The organism is Pseudoalteromonas sp. PA2MD11 (assembly GCF_017808125.1).
Lineage (GTDB): Bacteria > Pseudomonadota > Gammaproteobacteria > Enterobacterales > Alteromonadaceae > Pseudoalteromonas > Pseudoalteromonas simplex.
The window spans coordinates 25,453-46,726 of record NZ_JADKNF010000018.1 but is presented as its reverse complement, the minus strand read 5'-3'; the positions used below and the strand labels follow the sequence as shown (position 1 = coordinate 46,726).

At 40.2% G+C, this 21,274-nt stretch carries 27 protein-coding genes; 3 read left to right on the top strand and 24 right to left on the bottom strand.

All coding sequences use genetic code 11. The features are described from left to right. Positions 1-499 precede the first annotated feature (499 nt). The 14 genes from ISP07_RS17220 to ISP07_RS17155 form a co-directional block, all read right to left on the bottom strand. Positions 500-796: a YrhB domain-containing protein gene (locus ISP07_RS17220; RefSeq protein ID WP_209328355.1), complete on the bottom strand. Its 297-nt coding sequence runs from the start codon at positions 794-796 to the stop codon at positions 500-502. A 102-nt stretch (positions 797-898) separates the two neighbouring features. Further along, positions 899-1,189, bottom strand: coding sequence for a helix-hairpin-helix domain-containing protein (locus tag ISP07_RS17215; protein WP_209328354.1), 291 nt, complete (start codon positions 1,187-1,189; stop codon positions 899-901). Positions 1,190-1,298: 109 nt separating this feature from the next. Further along, positions 1,299-1,436 (bottom strand): hypothetical protein, encoded by a 138-nt coding sequence (locus tag ISP07_RS17210; RefSeq protein WP_209328353.1) that lies wholly within the window; start codon positions 1,434-1,436, stop codon positions 1,299-1,301. A 411-nt stretch (positions 1,437-1,847) separates the two neighbouring features. Next, positions 1,848-2,126 carry a hypothetical protein gene (locus tag ISP07_RS17205; RefSeq protein WP_209328352.1) on the bottom strand — a complete coding sequence of 93 codons (279 nt, stop codon included), beginning with the start codon at positions 2,124-2,126 and terminating at the stop codon, positions 1,848-1,850. 113 nt (positions 2,127-2,239) lie between these two features. Continuing rightward, positions 2,240-2,644, bottom strand: coding sequence for a DUF5412 family protein (locus tag ISP07_RS17200; RefSeq protein ID WP_209328351.1), 405 nt, complete (start codon positions 2,642-2,644; stop codon positions 2,240-2,242). A 114-nt stretch (positions 2,645-2,758) separates the two neighbouring features. Then, a complete protein-coding gene (locus ISP07_RS17195; RefSeq protein ID WP_187491288.1) occupies positions 2,759-3,106 on the bottom strand; it encodes a hypothetical protein in 348 nt (115 codons plus the stop codon). A 284-nt stretch (positions 3,107-3,390) separates the two neighbouring features. Continuing rightward, complete coding sequence (locus tag ISP07_RS17190) at positions 3,391-3,570, bottom strand: hypothetical protein (protein ID WP_209328350.1); 180 nt, start codon at positions 3,568-3,570, stop codon at positions 3,391-3,393. A gap of 120 nt (positions 3,571-3,690) precedes the next feature. After that, positions 3,691-4,092 (bottom strand): DUF4259 domain-containing protein, encoded by a 402-nt coding sequence (locus ISP07_RS17185; RefSeq protein WP_187491190.1) that lies wholly within the window; start codon positions 4,090-4,092, stop codon positions 3,691-3,693. A gap of 124 nt (positions 4,093-4,216) precedes the next feature. Then, entirely contained in the window at positions 4,217-4,543 is a 327-nt protein-coding gene (locus ISP07_RS17180) for a hypothetical protein (protein WP_209328349.1), read from the bottom strand. 118 nt (positions 4,544-4,661) lie between these two features. Then, the gene (locus tag ISP07_RS17175) at positions 4,662-4,910 is read right to left on the bottom strand and encodes a hypothetical protein (protein WP_209328348.1); all 249 of its coding nucleotides are present in this window, start codon (positions 4,908-4,910) and stop codon (positions 4,662-4,664) included. A gap of 336 nt (positions 4,911-5,246) precedes the next feature. Beyond that, a complete protein-coding gene (locus ISP07_RS17170) occupies positions 5,247-5,693 on the bottom strand; it encodes a hypothetical protein (protein ID WP_209328347.1) in 447 nt (148 codons plus the stop codon). A 117-nt stretch (positions 5,694-5,810) separates the two neighbouring features. Next, positions 5,811-5,978 carry a hypothetical protein gene (locus ISP07_RS17165; protein WP_188729789.1) on the bottom strand — a complete coding sequence of 56 codons (168 nt, stop codon included), beginning with the start codon at positions 5,976-5,978 and terminating at the stop codon, positions 5,811-5,813. A gap of 64 nt (positions 5,979-6,042) precedes the next feature. After that, positions 6,043-6,501 (bottom strand): hypothetical protein, encoded by a 459-nt coding sequence (locus ISP07_RS17160; RefSeq protein WP_209328346.1) that lies wholly within the window; start codon positions 6,499-6,501, stop codon positions 6,043-6,045. A gap of 276 nt (positions 6,502-6,777) precedes the next feature. Further along, complete coding sequence (locus ISP07_RS17155) at positions 6,778-7,977, bottom strand: DUF642 domain-containing protein (protein ID WP_054552110.1); 1,200 nt, start codon at positions 7,975-7,977, stop codon at positions 6,778-6,780. Positions 7,978-8,310: 333 nt separating this feature from the next. Here ISP07_RS17155 and rlmF point away from each other — a divergent pair, with 333 nt between their 5' ends. Next, on the top strand, positions 8,311-9,216 hold the full coding sequence (rlmF, locus tag ISP07_RS17150; RefSeq protein WP_209328345.1) for a 23S rRNA (adenine(1618)-N(6))-methyltransferase RlmF: 906 nt from the start codon (positions 8,311-8,313) through the stop codon (positions 9,214-9,216). 10 nt (positions 9,217-9,226) lie between these two features. After that, positions 9,227-10,234, top strand: a complete 1,008-nt coding sequence (ltaE, locus tag ISP07_RS17145; RefSeq protein WP_209328344.1) for a low-specificity L-threonine aldolase — start codon at positions 9,227-9,229, stop codon at positions 10,232-10,234. Here ltaE and ISP07_RS17140 read toward each other — a convergent pair. From ISP07_RS17140 to ISP07_RS17095, 10 genes are all read right to left on the bottom strand, one after another. Next, on the bottom strand, positions 10,217-10,801 hold the full coding sequence (locus tag ISP07_RS17140) for a thymidine kinase (RefSeq protein ID WP_209328343.1): 585 nt from the start codon (positions 10,799-10,801) through the stop codon (positions 10,217-10,219). The two genes, ltaE and ISP07_RS17140, sit on opposite strands and share 18 nt — an antisense overlap. Positions 10,802-10,866: 65 nt before the next feature. Then, positions 10,867-11,604 carry a hypothetical protein gene (locus ISP07_RS17135; RefSeq protein ID WP_054552106.1) on the bottom strand — a complete coding sequence of 246 codons (738 nt, stop codon included), beginning with the start codon at positions 11,602-11,604 and terminating at the stop codon, positions 10,867-10,869. Positions 11,605-11,763: 159 nt separating this feature from the next. Next, positions 11,764-12,231: a methylated-DNA--[protein]-cysteine S-methyltransferase gene (locus tag ISP07_RS17130; protein ID WP_209328393.1), complete on the bottom strand. Its 468-nt coding sequence runs from the start codon at positions 12,229-12,231 to the stop codon at positions 11,764-11,766. 2 nt (positions 12,232-12,233) lie between these two features. Then, a complete protein-coding gene (locus tag ISP07_RS17125; protein WP_209328342.1) occupies positions 12,234-13,583 on the bottom strand; it encodes a DNA-3-methyladenine glycosylase 2 family protein in 1,350 nt (449 codons plus the stop codon). 87 nt (positions 13,584-13,670) lie between these two features. Then, positions 13,671-14,282 carry a superoxide dismutase gene (locus ISP07_RS17120; RefSeq protein WP_209328341.1) on the bottom strand — a complete coding sequence of 204 codons (612 nt, stop codon included), beginning with the start codon at positions 14,280-14,282 and terminating at the stop codon, positions 13,671-13,673. A gap of 15 nt (positions 14,283-14,297) precedes the next feature. Next, on the bottom strand, positions 14,298-14,804 hold the full coding sequence (locus ISP07_RS17115; protein WP_138599957.1) for a hypothetical protein: 507 nt from the start codon (positions 14,802-14,804) through the stop codon (positions 14,298-14,300). 122 nt (positions 14,805-14,926) lie between these two features. Further along, positions 14,927-15,412, bottom strand: coding sequence for a GNAT family N-acetyltransferase (locus ISP07_RS17110; protein ID WP_054552102.1), 486 nt, complete (start codon positions 15,410-15,412; stop codon positions 14,927-14,929). A 125-nt stretch (positions 15,413-15,537) separates the two neighbouring features. Next, complete coding sequence (locus tag ISP07_RS17105; protein ID WP_209328340.1) at positions 15,538-18,648, bottom strand: efflux RND transporter permease subunit; 3,111 nt, start codon at positions 18,646-18,648, stop codon at positions 15,538-15,540. 9 nt (positions 18,649-18,657) lie between these two features. Beyond that, a complete protein-coding gene (locus ISP07_RS17100) occupies positions 18,658-19,737 on the bottom strand; it encodes an efflux RND transporter periplasmic adaptor subunit (RefSeq protein ID WP_228290665.1) in 1,080 nt (359 codons plus the stop codon). Between the two features lie 105 nt (positions 19,738-19,842). Continuing rightward, positions 19,843-20,220: a hypothetical protein gene (locus ISP07_RS17095; RefSeq protein WP_054552100.1), complete on the bottom strand. Its 378-nt coding sequence runs from the start codon at positions 20,218-20,220 to the stop codon at positions 19,843-19,845. A gap of 170 nt (positions 20,221-20,390) precedes the next feature. Here ISP07_RS17095 and ISP07_RS17090 point away from each other — a divergent pair, with 170 nt between their 5' ends. Continuing rightward, positions 20,391-21,254, top strand: a complete 864-nt coding sequence (locus ISP07_RS17090; RefSeq protein ID WP_209328338.1) for a cation diffusion facilitator family transporter — start codon at positions 20,391-20,393, stop codon at positions 21,252-21,254. Positions 21,255-21,274 lie beyond the last annotated feature (20 nt).

Genomic DNA, 21,274 nt, shown 5'->3' with positions numbered 1-21,274 from the left:
AAAATTTGTAAGGTACGAACAAAGCCAACTAGTTTTTTGTCCGCACTTTTTAATTTGCTTTGTTATATGCCGATTACCAATTCGCCTACTTAGTTTTTTTATAACCTAGCCACATAGTAATTGCTAGTGTTAAACATCCCAACAAAATGAAAATAGCTGTTACATTTGGGGACTCTTGCACTATGCCAAGTTTTCCATTTAACCATGCAGGGAAGAATATACTAAACGGAATGTAGGTAACGATAAACAACAGAAACCAAATATATTGGCTAAACACGTTTAACAAACTACGACGATTAACCAGTTTAAGTTTATCTGCTAAATGTTTATGGAACTTTACGATACCCAAGCAGAGCCAAACATAGACCACAAATGAAACTACAAAAATAGCAATATTCACATAACTCTCTTAGGCATATAACGCCCCGCTAAACGGCGAGCGTTAGCGAGTCCGGTGGAGGCCATGCTTTTTGTGGCCGGAACGAATTTGAGCGGCTTGTTATGTGCTTGCTGGTAATTTAGCATCACATTCGCTTATATAATGTTCCACTTCATGAGCTGTGCCAGTATGAAAAAGCTCGCCTGTATTGCGATTTACAATTATTGGAGCATTGCCACCTAGCATTTCACGGAAATCACCCGTTTCAACATAGGATTTAGCTTGGTAGAAAAACACCCAACCCCACTGCTTTTCAATAGTTTCTTCTTCAAGAATGACACACTCTACTGGATCGAATTTATCGGCACTTTTTTCAAGTTCAACTTCTACCAATTTTTGTGCTTCTTGCTTATTCATGCTCCGAACTCTTTTGACACATAACGCCTCAATTTGCGGCGAGCGTTAGCGAGTCCGGGCGCGACAGCGCCGTACAACATTGACTTGTTAGGCATACAGACTTCACTTTCGGTCGAGAGCATTTTTACGCTCCGATGTATACGCCCACCAAGGCTTAGCCTCCTCGCCGCTCATGAAACGAGTAATTGATATAAACACATCAATTACACAAGGGTCATGCTTGTGCCCTGTCGTACTGCAGAGTTTTTCGTACATTTGGTATGGGTCACGACCCACAAGATCTTCTGGATTCACAATGCCAAGTAATTGCAAGTCAGAAGCACCGGCCTTGCCAATATTAGGGAGGTCAGTCAACTTTGTGGTTTTGCTGCGATCAACTTTTGCTGGATTCATAGCTTGCCTAACGCCCGCATAAGTGGCGCAATAAAGCTTGGCTATAATAGCGAAGAATGAGCGCAGCCAAGCTTTTTGCGTCCACCCTTAATGCGATTGTTATACGTTTTTAATTGTGTGTTTGCAATGGGTAAAACTCAGGTTGCTCAACGTGTTGTTGAGCAGGAAAATCTGATTCTGGCGCAACAACATAAACGGTTCCGCTTAGATCAATTTGTAATTTAAACAAGTTGTAACTTGGTATCATTGAACGCTTTGCAAAACTGTGACTTACATATTCTGGCAAAAATTCCCAACTAAAATTATTGGATTTAACAGTTGCTTTTGCACCATTAGGTAAATCTCAATAATCTATAGTGATAGAGCTTGCTGGCTTTATATTATATGACGCTGAATAATCACCTTTATTTAATGTGAGTGTTATTTCTACGCCAGTGTTGTTATAAATCTCGAATTTTGAGGCAACAGAACAGGCTACAAGAAATAAAGTGATAAAGAAGAGTAAAGTAATTTGAAAAGGCTTTAAATTCATAACCATCCCTGAGAAACGTATAACGCCCTGTTAATGGGCGGATTACGCTTGGCTAAAATTAGCGAAGAATGAGCGCCAGCCAAGCAGTAAGGCGTCCATTTTAAACAGCTTGTTAGGTTACGAACCTCAATCTACGTTGTGATACTGTGCAGCTTGTACATAACAGTTAACACATACAACTGACATTTGATTAAATTCTCTGAATTTTTCTGTCATGCCGTCCTTTTCCTCAAAAACTGCCTCACATTGATAACACCAAGCTTGAAGATCATTTGGAACGCTTGAATTTTCAATGAAACCGAGAGGCTCTCCCTCAGGTTTGACAAGATGACCACATAGTACGGCAGCCACTCGCTTTCCATGCTTACCGCAATCAATATACATCGGTTCTATATCTGTACTCATTAGTAACCTAACGCCTCGCATAACGGGCTAATAATGCTTGGCTAAAATTGGTGAGGCACGAACCAAGCCAAGCTTTATTAGTCCATGCGTTGATGCGTTTGTTAGCTGTATGGTTACTCATATTTAACTACAACTTTATTAAACCATCCATAACTAGTTTCTGATAAATATTCTTGCCCATTAAGCCTGTGAGATATCTTTATTGTAGAGTTATCCAACCACTCTACACCTGGCGCCACTTCGTTTGGGTGCCCTGGTATGATGAATATATTGGCTGATTCATTTGGTAGCTTAACATCTGCGCCTAAAATAGAAATCTGAGTAGAAAACCCTGTAGTTGCACCACAATCACGCTGGAACACTACTATCCGATTTTTGTTATCAGGTGAATAAGCTTCTGCATGGAGATAATTGCCACACATATCGGGGAAAGTAAAATATACCCATAAGATAAAAAATGTAGAAATTACCCCAGCTAAAATACCTAGCCGAACTATAAGTTTTATTATGAAGTCCATTGAATACAGCTAACGCTTTGCTAAGGGGCAATTGACTGTTGGCTAAACTTGTGCGAAGCGCCAAGCCAACGGTTAATTGTCCCAGTGAGTTTACGAACGAACTTGAGCAACTTGTTATAAGCCATTGGTTGCCACTCTTTGCCCGCAATGAATACATACAATAGAACCAGAAAACCAGCGCCAAACTACTTTATCCCAACTACCACTTGAAGCTGGGTGAGGCTTCTTAAAACCTTGAACAGTTAAACACTTATTGCAATGAGGACAACGGTTAAAAAGTGCCAAAACAATGTGAACTAATACTGCACAAAAGAAAGCACCAAACAAATAGACTAAATGAGTTGCACTAGCATCAGGTTCGGAAAAAATTTTCCCATAAGCCAAAGATACAAAGAAAACTAGCAAAAGTGTCCACGCTGCAAACACGCTTAACACATCAAATTTTCCGATTATCGATTTCATCACCGAACTTCCCTTGGCTTATAACGCCTTACTAATGGGCGCATAAATGCTCAGCTAAAATTAGCGACGAAGGAGCGCCAGCTAAGCTTTAGACGTCCCACACATAATTGCCATGTTAGAAACCGCATTCTTCAAACCTGTTTATGAACTGCTCTAAGTCATTTTCGTACATATTAACAGAGTAATTTTCATCTACAATTAGTGCGTTAAACAACTCAATATTTCTACTTAATTCAATAACAAGCGAAGTTTGCTTTTGGACAGTAATTGAATGCCTAAAAATTTTATGTTTTTGATGAATATTCCCTGTTTTTAAGCAACTTTTTAAATTGAGTTAAACGCTCTTTCGAAAAACATATACTTTCACCTAAACGCGGGCCAGTATGAAGCATTAGTTCATATTCACCATTTTTCCTTTCATTTAAATAGAAATGTGTGTCTTCTTCTCGAACTCTAAACTTCATAGGCTTCTATTCCCTTACTCACCTGCACATATTGCAAAGAGCGACTTTGTGTAAAAAAGAGCGCCACCGACAGACACAAACAAAACGAGCGTAGCAGTATTTGTCAGGTGCAGCAATTTATTAGCCATTTAAGTTTGACAATATACTTTCTATATTCCCCTTCCATGTAGGGTAATCTTCTTCATTTTCTAGCCACAACTCATTTAGTTCTGACTCTTCTGATAAAACTCTCCGCAGGCTTTCAGAAATATCTGACTTTAAATCTTCAATTCCTTCTTTTCCTTGCTTCGATAGCCATTCGTCATAGCCATCGGTATTATGATTATATTTTGTACCGTTTAATATGTAGTCCATTATAGAAGCAGCAACAATAACTTCGTGGCATTCATCGTATTCCAGATACTCCGCATCTTTATGGTTTTGTGCTTTTTTGATAAAGCTGAGAGCGTCTGTTTCCATAGCTTCATAAAGTAAGTCACAAGAAGTATCATCATCAAACACTCCCATTCCCCATGCACCCATATCATTTCTCCTTTGTTTATTTGATTTCGGCCAAAGCCTTTATAACCGGCAGCCTGCCGCGAAGCTGCGTTTAGTCTGTCTAGCGACGCAGTGGCGGTGGCTGTTAAACTTGTTAGGTGACTGGCTACGCATTTTTTATTACACCAAATTCATACTCATATGCCGCCCCACCCTCATTAAACACCCAACCTTCTTCGATAGCCCCTTTAATAATATTACGAATGATATTTGGGGTTATTTGAGTTTGATGACTAGATAGCCAATTATCTGGCCGATCAATATTCAGAGTAACATATAAAACTTTGGGCATTTCACAGTCCAATTCTTGAATACCTATGGTCATTGGGCATTGAAATGCCCCCTGAGTGTAAGTTGGCTTTGAACGAATTAACCAACCGTATGTATGCCCTTCATACTCAATTTTTCTAATTCCTTTTTTAGGTAGTGCCATTCAACTTTTTAACCTAACGCCGTAATAAACGGCACAAAATAGCAGGCTAAAATTGGCGACGAAGGAGCACAAGCCTGCTGTTTTGCGTCCTTTGGTTTAGATACTTGTTAGGTACAACTTACCCATCAAGGTTATTTAGATCTTTACTATCATATTTATGCAACTGGTTGAGTTTAACTTTTTTTAATAAACGCAACAGGCCTAAAATAGAAAACAATAAAGCTAAACCATAAAATATGAATGTAATAACACCAACAGATTGAAAGTCACTACATACTGCGCCATAACATCCAGTTCTTGGAACACTCACGACAAATAAAATACCAAACGGAAGAGCTAGAATTATATATACGATTGATAATTTCATCTCTAACCACTCGTTGTACCTAACGTTCAGCACAACGGCAATAGCGCGGGGCTGTATATTTGTTAAAGCAAAAAATAACTTTTTAATAGTGCGCGCGTCACGAATCTTTCTGTCAATGACACGCTCATGTATTAATAAATCTATTAGTAACAAATAACTTAAGGCATCGGCAACTCGTATTTTTAATTAGTCCTAAAGGGATTCAGAAAAAGAAAATGCGCTCGTTGCTCATTTTCTTGAATATGGGAGCGAAATATCTATACTGTGTATTTTTACAGCAACCGATATTGTTACCTCACAAAACGTCTCATCTGTATTTTAATTAATCTTGTCATGTCATGACTTACACAATTCATGATGCCTGAGGCGGTTACCAAACAACGACGTGAGTCTATCTGTACCACCTGTTTTTTCATAAAACTCTTGTACTGTGATTTCTTTTTGCTCGTAGTTCAATAACTGCCAAAAACCGTAAAAGCCTCTAAACCAAAAATAATAGAACACAGCCCCTACGCCTAATAAAAGATATACCGCTTTACCTGCTTTTTGTTTGTATTTTATGGCGCAATAAAAAAACCAGATACAACTTAGTACAGCAACAATGGAAAACCCTAAAAAAGGTGTTAATACAGAGTCGGCATTATCCCAAAGTGAGCTAAGACAGGTTGAATGCCAATTTAACTGCATAGAAAAAATTAACGTAATTTTAAAAAGGAAGTACAATAAAACGGTTGTAAATACAGCATATAAGATACCACTTTCCTTGCTTTGTTCTTTTTTCAATTCTTCCCCTTTAAGTTATAAAAAGCCCTGCATGATTATTTTACTGTTGAGTGGTTAGGTTGCTGTTTAAACCAAGTATGATAATTTCAGGTGTACTATTTGTTTTACTAATCTCGATTAGTCTTTACACTCAAAACCTTTAGAGTCGACTTTAGCGACGTTGTCTTTATTGCCACACTCTTTAATTGCCATCTCTGTGTGATTGTGCTCATTGTATTGTTTAGCAATTGCACCAAGGCTTAGCACAATTACTACAGCTATCACTATTTTTTTAATTTTAGACATAAACATTCCTTTGAAAATAAACTATTTAAATACAACCAGTTGCGCGCACTATTTTTGATAAAACTTAATCAATAAGCGCCATCGAATTTAAATTGAAGTTATAAATAGAGAATGACTCACCTTCTTCTTTTAACGTGACGGTTATTTGTGCGTCTCCATTAGTATATGAAGCTGGAATTAAATAAGTAACATAAGTACCAGAACCACCTCCGGTAACAGCTTTAGAGCTAACATTTATAAATTCAAATTCACCTAGTTCTTTTAATTCGCCCAACTTTGAGAATGCACGCATGATTTTAGAAATATCTTCATCTGTGGCATTTTCAATTGATGATGGGGTCATATAGTTTTTGAAAGTTTGAGGGTCCCATTTAGAGATATCTGTAATTGCTGAATTTAGGTAAGGAATAGCAGTTTCTTTGTAAGCAGAGGATTTATTCGCAGTCCAAATTGCTAAGAGTACAAATAAGCTAATTAACACTAAAAATGTTATACCAATTCCTTTAAGTATCTTTTTAACCATGATTTTTATTATTTTTCCTTGATTGAATCACTTACGAATTTATCAGCTTTAAATGTCTTATGGTAGTACCCAATGTGACCCAATTTGAGTAGAAATTTTTAAACACTAATTTTAGTTGCTTGTATCATGGCCAATATACCCGTTCTTTCGCTCTTAACCTCAAGTAGCCCATACTTTAAGCAAAGCAACCTATCAGTTATCAAATAATTTTGCTTACCATGTTTAATAGACTAAATAAAAATAGCCAGAACCACTGGCTATTTTTATAAACACCGCCTATTCGCAGTAGTTATCTACGAAAGTTAAATCATTAATGTGCTCTGGTGCATCCATAACGTAACTAGAGTCAGCCGTTTGAGGATTAACACTGTAAATCTTCGCATTTTCGCCTGCTTTTCTTCCTGAAACATACAATGTTCCATCATCAGCAATCGCTAATCCTGAAGCCCAATTAATGCCGTGTTCACCAATTAAGGTTAACTCCATCGAACCATCATCAATGGTATAGAGTGATTGACCTGTTAATACGTAAAGTACATTATTATCAGCAGAATATGCTACATCACCATGTGAGAAAGAATCTCCCGAATAGCGCATCTTGCCTAGTACTGTTTTTTCTCCAGTTTGCAAGTTGTAGTCATACATATAGGTTTTACTTGTCGCACGTAAAGATTGTCCGTCTGCCGTGACTGCTGAACGATAAATTGGCCAAGATGTAGCATCAGCCTCAGCAACTTGAGCGCCCGTTTCTAAATCTAACGACCAAAGTTTTGACGCTTTCGTGCCCGAATCAAGTTGTTCCATAAAATAAAGTTTGCCATCATAACTTGCAATGTTTGAAGCCGTATTTTGCGCTCCTGCGACCACACTGTAAGTATTTGTCTCTAGGTCAAATTTATAAACATAACCCGTTTCAGAAGAACCAAAATTGTTAATACCAAATATACCAGAATGACAAGCCTGCTTTTGAGTGACAACAACGTTATCAATAAAACCGCCTAGACTATCACTCGCACCTGCGCCGCTAAAACGAATTTCTGAAGAGTTTGAATCTGCTTCTACAGATAATGTAAATGATTGCCAGCCTCTTTGCGTCGCATTTACGTTTAGTACTGTTGTTCCATTCCACTTCACATCAACTTTATTTGTATCATTGTTACCGTTAATACGAGGCGAGTAGTAAAATGAAACTTCATAAGTTTTTCCAGCCTCAGTTGCGACTGTTTGAAAGATGCTGTAATTAGAAGTAGAGTCTAGCTCGACATATTGATTACCTTGCTGAGCAGTAATAAGACCTAGACGCGATGTTTGAATTTCAAATCTTGCACCTTCACTTTGCCATCCGTTAACTTCATCTAACAATGTCCATGTTGAATTTACGACATCCAGTTCAAATGAGCCGTTTGCAATTAAATTGTCTGCAATTGCAATTTGCGAAGCAAAAAGTGAAGACATTGCTAATATAGATAACTTCATATAATAATTCCCCAAGATTAGTTGTATTCACTGCATTGTGAAAAAACAAACCACCTCAATCATTAAACTACTTATGAGTAGAAAAAGTTAATTGATAAAAAACTAACTTCTCTCTGCAATTGAGCGCTTTGAAATGGACTGTACATAAGAGAAAGCACAAATGATGCCAAAATTAAAAAATTGATTATCAGCGTGCTCTGAATCGCACGAAAGTTAAATTATCTATAATTAGTGAATAACTGATAAAGTGATTATTAGATTAGCACTCCCACATTTTAAAAATTTATTTGGTACAATCAGCCTTTGATATGGCTAACAGATAGGTTTTCCTTAATGCATCCGCGAAATCGCCACTTAAATGGCTACGACTTTACTTTGCTATGCAAAGATACTCCTGCCCTAACACCTTATATAACGCAAACGCCAGCGGGCACTGATAGCATTGATTTCACCAATGCGTTAGCGGTTAAAACCCTCAACCAAGCGTTATTAAAAAGCCATTATAAAATCGATTTTTGGGATTTACCCAACAACTACCTTTGCCCGCCAGTTCCTGGCAGAGTGGATTACATTCATCACTTGGCCGATTTATTAGCAAGCGATAACCAAGGTCATATTCCTACGGGTAAGCAAGTAAAAGTGCTTGATGTAGGCACGGGTGCAAATGTGATTTACCCGCTTACGGGTAACCACGAATATGGCTGGCACTTCACAGGCTCAGATATTGATGTATTGTCTGTTAAAATTGCTAAGCAAATTGTGCAATTTAACCGCCTCAAAATAAATGTTAAGCAGCAAAGTAACGCCAATAAAATGTTTACGGGCGTAATATCGAATAAAGATGTCTTTCACCTAACTTTATGCAACCCACCGTTTCATGCCAGCGAGCAACAGGCAAATGCAGGTACTGAACGTAAATGGAAAAACTTAAACAAAGAGCCACAAAAAGCGCTTAATTTTGGTGGCCGTCAAAACGAGCTTTGGTGTGAAGGCGGTGAACGCGAATTTATCAGTAAAATGTGTATTGAGAGCCAAGAGTTTGCAGAGCAATGTATTTGGTTTACATCACTTGTTTCAAAGTCTGACACTTTACCGCATATAAAAAAGTTACTCAGCACACTTGATGTGAAAGAAGTAAAAGTTATAAAAATGGCACAAGGCCAAAAAATAAGTCGCTTTATTGCTTGGAGCTATTTTGACCAAGCCGACCGCGAAGCCATTCTTAACGAACTAGTATAAGGATAATAAAATGATCGACTTTCGTTCAGACACAGTTACAAAACCAACAGCAGCCATGCGCGCGGTCATGAATGACGCCCCAGTAGGCGACGACGTTTATGGTGACGACCCAAGCGTTAATCAGCTTGAACAATTTGCTGTTGAGCGCCATGGCTTTGAAAGCGCCCTTTATTGTTGCTCAGGTACGCAAGCCAATTTACTATCATTAATGGCGCATTGTGAACGTGGCGACGAATACATTTGTGGTCAACAAGCGCATAACTACAAATTTGAGGGTGGCGGTGCCGCTGTATTAGGTTCTATTCAGCCGCAACCAATTGAAAATAATGCCGATGGCAGCATAGATTTAAACAAAGTTGTGGCTGCAATTAAAGCTGATGACTTTCACTTTGCTAGAACCAAACTACTTAGCTTAGAAAACACCATTGGTGGCAAAGTTCTCCCGCTAAGTTATCTTAAACAAGCCAGAGAGTGTGTTGATAAACATAACCTTGCTCTGCACTTAGACGGTGCCCGCGTGTATAACGCGGCGGTTAAGTTAGGTGTTGATATTACTGAGATCACCCAGTATTTTGATTCTGTATCTATTTGCTTATCAAAAGGACTCGGTGCGCCGGTTGGCTCCCTATTACTAGGTAGCAAAGTACTGATCGATAAAGCGCGCCGCTGGCGTAAAGTACTTGGTGGTGGTATGCGACAAGCGGGTATGCTGGCAGCCGCTGGTCAGTATGCACTTGAGCATCACGTAGCAAGACTTGCTGAAGATCACGATAACGCGGCGTATTTAGCAGATCAATTAAACACGTTAGCTGGTTTTGATACGTCAACTTTTCAAATCGATACCAACATTGTTTACGCAAACGTTGCCGAACATATCGACTTAAAAGCAGTGGCACATGCGCTAAAAGAACAAAATATGTTATTTTCGCCAGGAAAACCACTGCGATTAGTGACCCATTTAGGCGTCACTAAGCAAGATATTGATAGCTTTATCTCAGCATTAGCGGCCGAGATTTAACGCTTCTTTATAATGTTTGCGGCACACTGATACATACCGGTCGTTGCCGCCAATTTCTACCTGATTACCGTCTGCAATCGCATTGCCATGCTCATCGGTACGCAGTACATGATTAGCTTTACGACCACAATGACACACTGTTTTCAACTCAATTAGTTTGTCAGCCCATGCAAGTAAGTATTGTGAACCACTAAATAACTCACCTCTAAAATCGTTACGTAAGCCATAACACAGCACTGGAATACCAAGCTCATCAACCACATCCGTTAATTGCATTACTTGGTCTTTTGATAAAAACTGACACTCATCAACTAAAATACAATGGCGCTTTTGCTCTGCATTTAAAGATTTGATCAATTCAAATACATCTTTCTCTGCATCAAAAATATGCGCATCAGCCTGTAAGCCAATACGTGAAGACACCTTGCCAACACCTGCTCTATTATCAATAGCCGCTGTTAAAATAACCGGTTCCATACCACGTTCGCGGTAGTTAAATGCAGATTGTAAAAGTGTGGTAGATTTGCCTGCATTCATTGCAGAATAATAAAAGTACAGCTGTGCCATGATGTTGCCCAAATTTTAAAGTCGCAATATGCTACCCTAATCGAACGACAACATCATCCTTTACCTTATTCTTTTGTCCCATAATGAGTGTTTTGTTCTGAGCTCATATTTTGCAACATTCTTGCATAAACCCCTGCCAATTTTTTACTAGCGAGCTGCTCCCAAACTAGGTTTGCATCTAGTTTATGCTTATAGAAAAACTCATTTGAAAAAGCCAAATATGCTATTGAGGTATTGATCGGTGGGAACAGTGGAGCAAGTTTAAATTGGTAGTACTGACTAAGGTCGACTTTATTCTTAGAAATCTCACAAATCACAAGTGCTGCATCAGCATTTCCCTGAGCAACTCGTTCAATCGCAGTTTGTAGCGTAAATGTGTGCTCAATAAAAAACGCATCTTCACTTGCAGCATCACCAACAAAATGGCCATTAGCAACAGCTAACGAGAATGCTTTTGATTGAAATACCTCACGTGAATTCCACTTTGAATGAAAACGTCGTTTACCGATTAAACATTGGCTCAAAGATGCGAATGAATATTTATCGAGAGGTTTGCCCTGTTTATTAACAGGGAAAACAGCATAGTCACTTTTAAGCGCGTTAAAACCAGAAATAAATGCATCAACAGTGCCGTGCTTTATTGATGATATACATTCTTGCCAAGGCATTTGTTGGTATTGAAATTGAACTTCATCTATTGCGAGATCTAATTCCTTTAGAGTATTAATTTGTGCTTGGCTATTAATAATGGGGATTTCGTTTTTAGCATCGATAAACATCGGCGCTTTATTATGATCCGCCACACAAATTTTAATTAGTAAGGGAGACGCCTCTTTCGCATAACAAGTAAAAGTAAAAAACAACCCTGTACACAAAAATACTCTAGTAAAAAACAACATCACTGTCATAATAAGTTACTAATTTAGTTAAGCTTTAAATAGTGTAGAAGGCAATTTAACTTTTTACAAAATTCCTTCGTGTTTCAGTAACCACTCTTTTCTTTCAAGGCCACCCGCATAGCCTGTGAGTTTACCGTTTGCGCCAATAATCCGATGGCACGGTACAATAATGCTAATCGGGTTTTTACCATTTGCAGCGCCCACTGCACGCACCGCTTTTGGGTTATTAATGGCAAGTGCTATCTCTTGGTAACTTTTAGTTTGTCCAAATTCAACATCCATCAGTGCATGCCATACTTTCCTTTGAAAGTGGGTACCTTGGGTATCGAGTGGAACAGTAAAACGCCTACGCTCACCATTAAAGTACTCATTAAGCTCACTTATACACATTAAAATGGGTGTAAGGGTATGCTCATCAACAGTCTCTGTTTGCATCGTAATCACTGGGTAGAAGCCAACGTAACTGACGCCTTTTGACGTACTTTGAATGGTAATATCGCCAATCGGGCTTGGCATAATAACTTGTTGCATACTCATAATTGTTGCCATAGTTGAAAAGTTAAATAAGAGCGAAATGGCGCACAGTGCTCGCTATTAAATTCGCTGATTCCAGCGAGGGCTTTTTTAACCCCTAAGTCTCCCGCCAATAATATATCAGGGTGGCTTTGACCGCGTAGTTTGGCGTAATTAACTGTCCACGGGCCAATGCCTTTGAGCTCTAACCAATTATCAAGCTCTTGATTATCTGGGTTTTGCTGACAATAAGCACTTAAACGCCGTAGCGCATCTTTGCGTGATTGTGGCATTTTAAAAAAATCGAGTTCAGAATTGGCCACCCATTCAGGGCTTGGAAAATAGTGGTTAGTACTTTGCTGATTAAACTCACTCACAAGCTGAGTTACGAGATTGTGAGCCGCAGTAACACTCACTTGCTGACCAAGTACCGCACGAATACCTGCTTCATATTCAGACCAAATTCCCGGCAAACGAAGCCCAACACAAAGTGGCATCGCGCCTTTCAGCTCTTCATCTAAATGTAGCTCAATGGCTTGCGTGTCTGCGTCTAAATCAAGCACACGACGAATATTATGGATCACTTGCTGTAAATAACGGGTGTTATCTATATCAATCGCCACTTTAAAATGGTTTTTATGCTCAACAAAATGCGCAGTGAATTGCCCTTGGCAATATTTGTCTTTAAAGGTGCGACCATAACTCGTTGCACTCAGCCATTCTAGGCCACTAATTAAACGGCGCTGCAAAAAATCATGGAGTGCTTGCCAGTTATAAGGCGGCCTAAATGCCAGTGTTAAGGTTAGCGTGGCGCTTGGTTTTTTATCTGACTTGCGTAACTTTGAAGGAGCGATATTTAGCTGCTTCAAAAAAGCATCATTAAAACGACGAATACTATTAAAGCCAGAAGCAAATGCGATATCTGCCACCGACAAATCTGTTTGTTGTAATAGCTGCTTGGCAAAATTGCATTGGTTAAATAATCGATATTGGGTGATCGACAGTCCAAAATGTTGGTTAAACAAACGGCGTAAATAGCGGCTCGACACCCCGAGCCTGTCGGCTAAAACCTCACAGTCGTAGGCCTCTCCTTTATCAATCAGTTGTTTGGCGCGTAATGCGGTGGTTTTAGTACCTAACCAAGCAGGGCTATTCGGTGCGCTATCTGGGCGACAGCGAATACAGGGTCGAAAACCATCCTGCGCAGCCAAGTGCGCGTATTGGTAATATTCAACGTTCTTTTCTTGTGCTGTTGGTGCGGGGCAAATGGGTCTGCAATAAATGCCAGTACTTTTTACCGCCACAAAAAACACACCATCAAAGCGTGGGTCGCGGCTTTGCCTTGCAGTTTGCCATTGTTGGCTAGTCATAATTTTTCTCGTTACACGCTAATACCGTTAGCTTAACTGAATATTATTTTTTGACTAGCCAGTTTCGGACCTTAACTATTTAAACAGCTATTTAATTGCGGCTAAATATCGGCGCTCAACTTCTGGCCAATTGATCACTTCGTAAAATGCCGCAATATATTCAGGACGACGATTTTGATACTTCAAGTAATATGCATGCTCCCACACATCTAGCCCTAAAATAGGTGTGTGATTTTGCATTAATGGACTATCTTGATTGAGGCTACTTTCAACAATCAATTGGTTATTTTCATCAATACATAACCACGCCCAGCCACTGCCAAAGCGACTTACCGCTGCATTCGTAAATTGTTCTTTAAATGCGTCAAAGCTGCCAAAAGTATCAATAATTGCTGTATTTAATTCACCACTTGGCTGACCACCGCCGTTTGGTGTCATTATTTGCCAAAATAATGAGTGATTATGATGGCCACCCACATGCTCTTGTACTGCTTTTTGTAAAGACTCAGGCATTGATGAAATAGTGCGTAGTAATGTTTCAGCATCTTGCTCAGAGTAATGGCTGCCTTCTAGCGCAGCATTTGCTTTATTGATATAGGTTTGATGATGCAAGGTGTGATGAATTTCCATGGTTTTCGCATCAATGTGCGGTTCAAGTGCATCATAGTCATACGCTAAATCGGGTAATGTAAAAGGCATACTGATTCCTTATCGTTAATGTAATAACTGCGTTTTATGGGGATGGTCAGCTAATAGCTGGTTGATTCGGTTAATGAGTGTCGGAAATGCCGATGCCATGCTGGCAAACTTAACCAGCTCATAATAGGTTTTGTGATGATGGTGCAGCACCAAGATGCGAACCTGCTGCTCTGGGTGATTTAACAGCGCGCTTAATCGTTGATGAGCATGACAAAGCCAGGTGCAGGCTTTATCTGGTTTTTGCATTACCTTAAAGGTGTCGGCAAGATTCAAAGTGGCAACAACAAATGCTGCAATACAATGCTCTAACGAGCGAGTTACCGAATGGTTGATTGGAAAATTAGAAAACTGTGCGAGTAGTGTTTCAGCGCAGCTGCTGGCAACCGTGTAATGATCACGCGCAGTAATAAGCTCGCCAGATTCAAATGCTAAGTTGCCTTGATAAATTGCACTTTGCCAAGGGGCAAGCGCGTCATCAATGGCGTTCGAGGTTAACGGTGTGTGGCGTGTTGTTTGAGTCATAAAAATCACCTGCACTTATACCAATCATTCTATGTGTATTTAAACTACACATAGAAAAAATCAAATGCAAATGATTTTTATTTATATTGTTATTTGTTAATTTTAAGCTATAACAACATTACTTATTGATGCGCAAAGTCGATAAGCTCTTGGCCTGTTAGGCGGTAAATAATCCATTCGTTTTGCGGTTTAGCACCAATGCTGTCGTAAAAATCAATGGCTGGTTTATTCCAATCAAGTACCACCCACTCAAAACGACCACAGTCTTTTTCGAGTGCTTGCTTAGCTAGATATTGCATAATTTGCTTACCAGCACCTTTACCACGGCTATCTGCACTGACGTAAAGATCTTCTAAATACAAACCATTTTTACCAAGCCAGGTTGAGTAATTATAAAAATACACAGCAAAACCAATTGGCGTGTCGCCCTCTAAACAAATAACACTGTGAGCTGTAGCACCTTCACTGAATAACGTTTTTAAAATAGCTTGCTCGTCTGTTTTAACTGCGTCAGGTTCTTTTTCGTAAATAGCAAGTTCGGTAATAAAATGTAGGATTGTTGCAGCATCACTTGCGACTGCCGGACGAATTGTAATTGCGTTACTCACTCTGTATTCCTTTTTTACATCATTATTGTAACGCCCAGTTTATAAGGGCTTTAGCATGGTGTAAACGCCCTTTACAGAAATACACGGCATTAAAAAGGGGCTACTAAAAGTTAACCCCATATGCTTTATTTACTCATCGACTTATAAAGAACCGGAAGTACAAATAAAGTTAAAAAGGTAGCACTGACCAAGCCGCCAACAATAACCGTGGCAAGGGGCTTTTGTATTTCGGCGCCTATTCCTGTGCTAAGGATCATTGGAATTAGCCCAAGCATTGAAGTAAGCGCAGTCATAAGTACGGGTCTAAGCCGTGAAACAGCGCCTTCAAATACTGCTTTATCTTTGCTATCTCCTGCACTAATCCTTTGATTAATGCTTTCGACCATCACCACACCATTCAATACCGCAACACCAAATAGTGTAATAAACCCTACTGAGCTGGGTACAGATAAGTATTGCCCAGAGACATACAATGCAATCACTCCCCCAATCACAGCTAAAGGAACATTGACAAGAATAAGTACCACTTGCGATAGGTTACTAAAGGCAAAATACAGCAATAACGCAATGAGTAATAAGGCTACTGGCACTACTATCATCAGCCGCTGCTGTGCCCGTTGCTGGTTTTCGAACTGCCCACCAATGGCTACACTGTAACCACTTGGTAGCTGTATTTTATCGGCTATGGCAGCGCGTATATCGGCAACTACAGAGCCCATATCTCGCCCCTGCACATTCGCTTGAATAACCACCCGCCTTTGAACATCATCGCGACGAACTTGTGGAGCGCCAGACTCTATTTGTACATCGGCTACATCCCCCACCCTAACAATGGCACCCGCTGGGGTTCGCAGTCGAAGATCAGCAATCACATTTGGGTTTTGCCGAAAGCTTTTTGCTATACGCACATAAATATCATAGCGCTCATTGGCATTAATGATTTGCCCTGCAGATTGCCCGCCAATACCGTGCTGAACTACATCCATCAAATCAGACACCGATAAACCAAAGCGCGACAATGCCAAACGGTTAGGTTTAACTATCAGCTGTGCTTCGCCGCCTATTTGCTCCATAGCAACATCTTTAGCACCAGGTATTTGCTGAACTAACTGCTCAATTTGTTGGCCTTTTTCAGTTAAAACGCCTAGGTCACTACCAAATAATTTTATGGCCAATTGCGCTTTAACACCGGATAAAAGCTCATCGACTCGGGTTGCTATGGGCTGCGAAAAGTTAAACAAAAGCCCTGGGAACTGCTCAAGCTTGGCTTCCATTAGTTGCTGTAATTCGACCCGCGTTTTCGCGTTTACCCATTGCTCATGAGGTTTTAAGCCTAAATAGATTTCAATGTTATTAACCGGTTCAGGATCTCCCCCCACTTCTGCCCGACCGATTCGGCTCAGCGCATATTCCACCTCACTAAATTCAAGCAACATGGCTTCAAGCTTTGGTGCAACTAAGATTGCCGTTTCGAGACTTGCAGATGGAGCAAGTGTCACACGAAGGTTAATAGTGCCTTCTTCAAGCTCTGGCACAAATTCAGTACCCAACCTTGGAAGCATAACGGCCGCTACAATCAGTAATAACCCTGCTATCGCTAAAACGCTGCGTTTAGCCTGCAATGCTTTTTGTAAAGCCCGTTGATAAAGCATATCGATAGGTTTTAACAGAATACTTTGCTTTACTGTCACGCCCTTAGCAAATAAGTACACACACAGAGCTGGCACCACAACCAAGGCAACGATCACAGCACTAATAATCGCAAGCATAATACTTACAGCCATTGGCTGAAATAACTTAGCCTCAACGCCTTCAAAGCTAAACAGCGGTAAAAATACCGTTAGTATGATCAAAGAGGCAAAAAAGATAGGCCGTGCGACTTCTTTTGCAGCAATAGCCACCAGCTGCGAAGAGGGCTTATGTTGATTATGTTTAAGCCCTAAGTGCCTAAATACATTCTCAACCATCACAACAGAGCCATCTACTAGCATACCGATTGCAACAGCAATCCCACCCAACGACATTAAGTTTGCCGACAAGCCAAGCCATGCCATTACACTCAGTGCTAAGCCAATCGAAATAGGGATCGACAACAACACCAAAAATGTTGCCCTTAAATCCAACAAAAATAGCGCTAATACAATGATAATAAATACAAAAGCTAAAAGCAGTGCATCAACAACCGTTTGTACCGCTTGGCTTATAAGCTCTGCTTGGTCGTAAATGGCTTTAAATTCAACCCCTTTTGGCAGCGCTTGATTTATCATCTCGATACGCGCGTTAATGCCATCAATCGTTTGCTTGGTATTAGCGCCCATTCGCTTGAGCACGATACCAGTCACCACTTCACCACGATTGACTATTTCGCCTTGTTCATTGCGTTTAGATAAGGTGACAGCGCCTTGGCGGATTTCACTGCCAAGCTCAACATTCGCAACATCAGCCACTTTAACAACCGTCCCATCAATGGTTTTGATAGGTGTTTGTGCAATCTCAGCAAGCCCTTTTTCGCCTGGGGTAAACCAACCTGTACCACGAATAACAAGCTGCTCTTGACCACGGTTCATATACCAGCCACCCACATTACTGTTGTTAGCATCTAGTGCGTTACTAACATCTTGCTGTGTTAAGTCATAAGCAAGGAGCTTATTGGGGTTTATGTTCACTTGATACTGCTTTACCTCACCGCCAAATGACAGAATATCGGTCACACCATCAATAGGTAATATAAGTAATTTAACCACCCAATCATTCAAACTACGCAATGCCATGCTATCTATGTTGGCATCTGGCTTTGCTTCAAGTAAATACTGATAGACTTGTCCAAGTCCTGATGTATTAGGGCCCATGGTTGGCATACCCACCCCAGCTGGGATCAACTCTTTAGCAGACTGCAAACGTTCAAAAACCAGTTGCCTAGCAAAGTAAATATCGACGCCCTCTTTAAACACCACAGTGACGCCCGATAACCCTGTTTTAGAAATAGAGCGTACCTGCTCTACATCGGGCAGCGCATACATAACCGCTTCTATCGGGTATGTGATCAGTTGCTCTACTTCTTCAGCCGCAAGCCCTGGCGCTTCGGTATTCACTGCAACTTGCACATTCGTCACATCAGGAAAGGCGTCTAAATTAAGTTTTGGGATCATAAATGCACTCACTGCAATCGCTGCAAGCAAGGCCAATACAACCAGTAAACGGTTCTTTATCACCGCCTCTATTAATAAATTAAACATGTATCACCCCTAGTGGTTATGCGGATCAAATCCGCCTTTAGCTAGCTGGGATGCAATAAAAAAAGCACCTTGGGTGACAACTTCAAGCCCGGCTTTGATACCTAACACTTCGCGATAATCACCAAAACGTCTGCCAAGGGTTACTTCTTGGGCAGCAAAGCCACCATCGTCATCAACGACAAACAATTGCCAGTCACCATCTGCACTGCGTGTTAATGCGTTTTCAGGTACGGCAAGTACCTCTTGGTCTGTTTCAAAATGAAAATACACATCCGCAAACATGCCTGGGTGCAAACTATGCTGGGTGTTTTTTACCTCGAGCCTAACGGTTCGTGAACGTGTTTGTTCATCAATGGTATGTGCTTCTTGAATAACCCTTGCTTGATAGCGATTGCCGTTAACTTCTAACAGCGCCGTAGAGCCATTACTGATAGTACGGTCTTGATTAGCTGAAAGCTGAGCAGCAACCCAAAGCGCAGATTCATCGGCTATTAGCATCAGCTCAATCCCCGAATCTACTCGCTGACCTTGGGCAAAGTTATCGGTTAAAACAGCCCCAGATGTTTGTGCAAACAAGGTGTATTCACCGAGTTTTTCTGGGCTTATGGTGAGTGTTTGTACAATAGCTTGTTTTGATAAACCAAAGGCAACTAATCGGCTATAAGCCACTTCATACTCGGCTTTGGCAGTTAAGATTTGTTTTTCGCTGACTGTGCCTGCGGTCATTTTAGTAACGCGTTGCCACTCGGCTTCTGTTAATCTAAATTCTGTTTGCTGGCTAGCCACTTCGCCACTAAATAAAGTGACTAAAGAGTCTCCTTTATTTACATGTTGCCCTAATAAGGCATGGCGTTTTACAACGATAGAATCAACACGCGGTGACACCACATAACTGGCGTAGCCATTGGCTTTAATTTCGCCCGGTGCATACAAGGTTTGCTTGTGTTTTTTCAAAACAAGGCGTTCTACTTTGATATTAGCTAGTTGCTGTTGCTGCTCAGTTAAACTGACTTCATTAGCATGCTCAGCTTGCTCATTTTCTTGGTGGTTATGCGCTTGCTCTGTCGCATAAATATTTGTCACAGTCATATAGCATACGCACAGCAATGCGTAACGCATAAAATTTCTTAAATACATAGAGTGTCTCTTACTTAAAATGGGCTAAGCCCAAAAAATCTAAAAAAGGGTTTTTGATTAAGTAAGAGCTAAAATAGGTGGGCGATGTAGCGGTGCTAAGTCAGCCGATTTGAAGTTGAAATCAAGTGATTCAATTTTAGCGAAATAAACATCAGTAGGTTCAGACAATTGCAGCGAATCAACAAACGCAGGGCTGTGACAAACATGACAATGGCCTTTCTCGGCTGAGTCAGACAACTGTTTGCTAAGCTCGGCATGCTCTGATTGATGTAACTGGTGATCGCCATTGGCTGCGCAATGGGCTTCAAGGTCAATTTCTTCTGATAACAGTACCGAGGTGTGATTAAACGCAGCATTATGATCGGCCACATCAAAGCTATCCAGCAGTGGCTGGAGCAATAATACGCTAATCAAAATAATAAATGCAGCTTTCACATTGAGCCTAAAAATTAGAACTAAAAATTGGTACAACGGCGCTAAATTAACAAATCCACCGGCATTTGAACAGTAAATTATAATCTGTACACGAACAATGTATTACAAACATTTCAATACCACGGCACGCATGGTATAAAAATAAAGCAAATCAATAACTCGGTATTTTTATGGGACACGGACACCACCACCATCATCACGATACAAATAACCAAAGCACCCGCCAACTCATGCTGGCAGTTGCAATCAATGTGTTATTAACTGTCGCTCAGGTGATTGGCGGCCTTGTTTCTGGCAGTTTATCGTTAATTGCTGATGCACTGCATAATTTAAGTGATGCCTCGTCGTTATTCATTGCCCTAATTGCCCGAAAAATTGGTGCCAAACCTGCCAATGATCGTTATCAATACGGTTATAAACGCGCTGAAATTTTAGCAACCTTATTTAATAGTTTAAGTTTAATTGTGATTGGTGGTTACCTAATTATTGAAGCTATCTCCAACTATTTAAACCCTGAGCCCATTGATGGTTGGATCATCATTTGGGTTGCGGGTTTTGCGCTAGTTGTTGATCTTGTCACCGCTCTTTTAACTTACAAAGCAGGCGCTAAAGACAGTATGAATATTCGTGCTGCGTTTATACATAATGTGTCTGATGCATTAGCGTCTGTTGTGGTGATAATAGCGGGTACCTTAATTATTCTTTATCAATGGTATATTGTTGATTTAATTGCCACTATGCTGATTTCTGTGTATGTCATTTACCATGGTATTTTGCTGCTAATAGCGAGCAGTAAAATTTTGATGCAGGCAGCCCCTGATAATTTTGCTTTAACAGCAGCTATTACTGAGCTCAAAACCCAATTTGCCATCACTAATATTGATTATCTCAAAACGTGGCAAATAGACGATCATCACCTTCATTGCGAGCTAAAGTTTAGTGCCAAGCACAACATCAATAACGATGAAATACGTCACTTTTTGCATGATAACTTTGCAATTGAAAGCTGCACCATTGAACAAGTTTTAGTGTAAATGTTACGCGTTATCATTTA

Excerpts from the sequence above, each read along its gene's own strand:
- ISP07_RS17175 (WP_209328348.1), bottom strand. The coding sequence starts at position 4,910 with ATGAAATTATCAATCGTATATATAATTCTAGCTCTTCCGTTTGGTATT.
- ISP07_RS17140 (WP_209328343.1), bottom strand. The coding sequence starts at position 10,801 with ATGGCACAGCTGTACTTTTATTATTCTGCAATGAATGCAGGCAAATCT.
- ISP07_RS17105 (WP_209328340.1), bottom strand. The coding sequence starts at position 18,648 with ATGTTTAATTTATTAATAGAGGCGGTGATAAAGAACCGTTTACTGGTT.
- ISP07_RS17185 (WP_187491190.1), bottom strand. The coding sequence starts at position 4,092 with ATGGGTGCATGGGGAATGGGAGTGTTTGATGATGATACTTCTTGTGAC.
- ISP07_RS17100 (WP_228290665.1), bottom strand. The coding sequence starts at position 19,737 with ATGACTGTGACAAATATTTATGCGACAGAGCAAGCGCATAACCACCAA.
- ltaE (WP_209328344.1), top strand. The coding sequence starts at position 9,227 with ATGATCGACTTTCGTTCAGACACAGTTACAAAACCAACAGCAGCCATG.
- ISP07_RS17195 (WP_187491288.1), bottom strand. The coding sequence starts at position 3,106 with ATGAAATCGATAATCGGAAAATTTGATGTGTTAAGCGTGTTTGCAGCG.
- ISP07_RS17205 (WP_209328352.1), bottom strand. The coding sequence starts at position 2,126 with ATGAGTACAGATATAGAACCGATGTATATTGATTGCGGTAAGCATGGA.
- ISP07_RS17130 (WP_209328393.1), bottom strand. The coding sequence starts at position 12,231 with ATGCAACAAGTTATTATGCCAAGCCCGATTGGCGATATTACCATTCAA.
- ISP07_RS17160 (WP_209328346.1), bottom strand. The coding sequence starts at position 6,501 with ATGGTTAAAAAGATACTTAAAGGAATTGGTATAACATTTTTAGTGTTA.
- ISP07_RS17155 (WP_054552110.1), bottom strand. The coding sequence starts at position 7,977 with ATGAAGTTATCTATATTAGCAATGTCTTCACTTTTTGCTTCGCAAATT.
- ISP07_RS17215 (WP_209328354.1), bottom strand. The coding sequence starts at position 1,189 with ATGAATCCAGCAAAAGTTGATCGCAGCAAAACCACAAAGTTGACTGAC.
- rlmF (WP_209328345.1), top strand. The coding sequence starts at position 8,311 with ATGCATCCGCGAAATCGCCACTTAAATGGCTACGACTTTACTTTGCTA.
- ISP07_RS17115 (WP_138599957.1), bottom strand. The coding sequence starts at position 14,804 with ATGACTCAAACAACACGCCACACACCGTTAACCTCGAACGCCATTGAT.
- ISP07_RS17190 (WP_209328350.1), bottom strand. The coding sequence starts at position 3,570 with ATGAAGTTTAGAGTTCGAGAAGAAGACACACATTTCTATTTAAATGAA.
- ISP07_RS17200 (WP_209328351.1), bottom strand. The coding sequence starts at position 2,644 with ATGGACTTCATAATAAAACTTATAGTTCGGCTAGGTATTTTAGCTGGG.
- ISP07_RS17180 (WP_209328349.1), bottom strand. The coding sequence starts at position 4,543 with ATGGCACTACCTAAAAAAGGAATTAGAAAAATTGAGTATGAAGGGCAT.
- ISP07_RS17090 (WP_209328338.1), top strand. The coding sequence starts at position 20,391 with ATGGGACACGGACACCACCACCATCATCACGATACAAATAACCAAAGC.
- ISP07_RS17120 (WP_209328341.1), bottom strand. The coding sequence starts at position 14,282 with ATGCCTTTTACATTACCCGATTTAGCGTATGACTATGATGCACTTGAA.
- ISP07_RS17220 (WP_209328355.1), bottom strand. The coding sequence starts at position 796 with ATGAATAAGCAAGAAGCACAAAAATTGGTAGAAGTTGAACTTGAAAAA.
- ISP07_RS17125 (WP_209328342.1), bottom strand. The coding sequence starts at position 13,583 with ATGACTAGCCAACAATGGCAAACTGCAAGGCAAAGCCGCGACCCACGC.
- ISP07_RS17210 (WP_209328353.1), bottom strand. The coding sequence starts at position 1,436 with ATGATACCAAGTTACAACTTGTTTAAATTACAAATTGATCTAAGCGGA.
- ISP07_RS17165 (WP_188729789.1), bottom strand. The coding sequence starts at position 5,978 with ATGTCTAAAATTAAAAAAATAGTGATAGCTGTAGTAATTGTGCTAAGC.